Origin of the sequence: Pseudomonas sp. LLC-1, assembly GCF_002992185.1 — a bacterium.
GTDB lineage: Bacteria > Pseudomonadota > Gammaproteobacteria > Pseudomonadales > Pseudomonadaceae > Aquipseudomonas > Aquipseudomonas monteilii.
Genome location: NZ_LUVY01000035.1, coordinates 1 through 2,633 on the forward strand (window position 1 = coordinate 1; position 2,633 = coordinate 2,633).

At 64.1% G+C, this 2,633-nt stretch carries 2 protein-coding genes; both read right to left on the reverse strand.

Annotated features, from left to right (window positions below; genetic code table 11):
- Positions 1-2,336, reverse strand: a 2,336-nt coding sequence (locus tag A0O30_RS27550; RefSeq protein ID WP_256589832.1) for a condensation domain-containing protein, incomplete at its 3' end; no start/stop codon positions are given.
- An 11-nt stretch (positions 2,337-2,347) separates the two neighbouring features.
- Positions 2,348-2,633: phosphopantetheine-binding protein (locus A0O30_RS27555; RefSeq protein ID WP_105948837.1), on the reverse strand; the 286-nt coding region annotated here is incomplete at its 5' end.

The window sequence follows — 2,633 nt, forward strand, 5'->3', positions numbered from 1 at the left end:
AGGGTCTGTTGCGCCAGCTCTGCAGGCAAGGCTTCGCCGCTGCACACCACGCGCTTGAGACTGCTGCAGCGCTCGACCTCGGCGCTGCCCATGAACGCCTGCAGCATCGACGGGACAAAGTGCAGCGTGGTCACCGCGTGCTGCCTGATCACCTCCACCAGGCGCTCCGGATCACGGTGCTCGCCCGGTTGCGCCACGGCCAGGCGTGCGCCGGCCAGCAGCGGCCAGAAAAACTCCCAGACCGAGACATCGAAACTGAACGGGGTTTTCTGCAGCACCGTATCACTGGCATCCAGGCCGTAGGCCTGTTGCATCCAGCACAGGCGGTTGACCAGCGCGCGATGGCTGTTGCCCGCGCCCTTGGGCCGGCCGGTGGAGCCGGAGGTGTAGATCACGTAGGCCAGGTTGCCCGGGCGGGTGTGGTGCACCGGGTCGGCATCGCTGTAGCCCGGCAGCGGTTCGAGCAACAGTGGCTGCACACCCTCAGGTACCGGCAACTGCGCCAGCAGGTGGGCTTGCGTCAGCAGCAGGCCGATGCCGCTGTCCTGCATCATGTAGGCCAGGCGCTCGGCGGGGTATTCCGGGTCCAGCGGCACATAGGCGCCACCGGCCTTGAGGATGCCCAGCAGGCCGATGACCATGTCCACGCTGCGCTCGGCGGCAATGCCCACCAGCACGTCCGGCCCCACGCCCTGTTCGCGCAGCTTGTGCGCCAGCTGGTTGGCGCGCCGGTTCAGCTCACGGTAGCTCAGGGCCTGTTCGGCAAACACCAGCGCCGGCGCGTCCGGGGTGGCGGCGACTTGCGCCTCGATCAGTTGCTGCAGGCACTGCTCCAGCGGGTAGTCGGCGTGGGTGCGGTTCCAGTCGTAGACCACCTGTTGCTGCTGCGCGGCATTCAGCAGCGGCAGCTCGGCGATGCGCTGCTGCGGCTGGGCGACGATGGCGGCCAACAGGCCCTGCCAGTGCCCGGCGAGCTGGGCAATGGTGGCTTCGTCGAACAGCGCGGTTGCGTAGGTCAGGAACGCACCAATGCCGTGTTCATGCTCGACAGTGTTCAATGCAAGGTCGAACTGAGTGGTATTGATTTCCCAGTCAAGCGCCTCCAGGGTCAGGCCTGGCAGGCGCCGCGTCTGGCCCCTGCCCTCGCTGCCGTGGTTGTGCATCACCTGGAACAACGGGCTATGGCTGAGGCTGCGCTCTGGCTGCAGGGCTTCGACCAGTTGCTCGAACGGCAGGTCCTGATGCGCCTGTGCGCCGAGCCCGGCCTGGTGAACTTGCGCGACCAGCGCGTCGAAGGTGGTGCTCAGGTCGAATTCGGCCTTGAGGACCTGGGTGTTGACGAAGAAGCCGATGAGCCCCTCGACTTCGCTGCGATTGCGGTTGGCGATCGGGACGCCGACGCGGATGTCGTTCTGCCCGCTGTAGCGGTGCAACAACGCCTGGAAGCTTGCCAGCAGCAAGGTGAACAGCGTCACGCCCTGACGCTTGGCCAACTGCTTCAGCGAATCTGCCAGCGCATAGTCAATGGCGATGTCAAGGCGTGCACCTGCATGGCTCTGCACTGCACCGCGCGGGCGGTCCAGCGGCAACTCCAGTACCGGCTGTTCGTCCCCCAGATGGGCCGTCCAGTAGCCCAGTTGCTTCTCGCGTTCACCCGCTTCCATGAACTGCCGTTGCCACAGCGCGTAGTCGGCATACTGCACAGGGAGCGGCGGCAATTGCAGCGCCTGCCCGGACTTGCCGGCCTCGTAGAAACGCACCAGCTCGTCGACCATGATCGGTGTCGACCAGCCATCGGAGACGATGTGGTGCAGGGTCAGCACCAGTACATGGTCATCCGCCGCCAGACGCAGCAGCTTGACCCGCAGCAAGGGCCCCTGCTCAAGGTCGAATGGCTGCTGAACTTCCTGCTCGACCCATGCCTTCAATGCCGCGCTGGCATCGGCATCGACGGCCTTGAGTGTATCGATGACCAGCTTGACGGGCGCTTCGGGGTGAATCACCTGCACCGGCTGGTCGTTGTCGAGGTGAAAGGTGGTACGCAGGGTTTCGTGTCGCGCGATCAGGGCATCGAAGCTGGCCTGCAGCGCCTGAAGGTCAAGATCGCCCTTCAGACGCAGGGCGACCGGAATGTTGTATGCGCTGCCCTGGGGGTCCATTTGCCAGAGAAACCATTGCCGCTGCTGGGCGTAGGACAACGCCAGCGCCTCCCCCGGCGCTCTCGCAGGGATCGGCGCGACTCCGTACAAGTTGATTCCCTGACGCTTCAGGAGCATGGCCAGAGCGTGACGCTCTTTGGTGGACAACGATTTGACGGAGTCGAGCAACGCTTGCACTGATGTATCCCCTATGAAATCAGTTCATCAATTTCCTCCGTGGTTAGACGTTTGAGCGCCTCCAGCGATTTAGCCAGTTCTGCCTGAATCGGATCGATTTGCTGATTTTTCTCTTCGAGGCGACGCGAGAAATCCGCCAGCAGGGGATGCTCGAACAGCTCCTTCAAGGTGGCGTCGATGCCAGTCGCCTCGCGAACACGCACGATTACCTGGGTGGCCGACAGCGAATGGCCACCCAGGGCGAAGAAGCCATCGTTCAGGCCAACCCTTTCGAGCTTCAGCACGTCTGCCCAGATC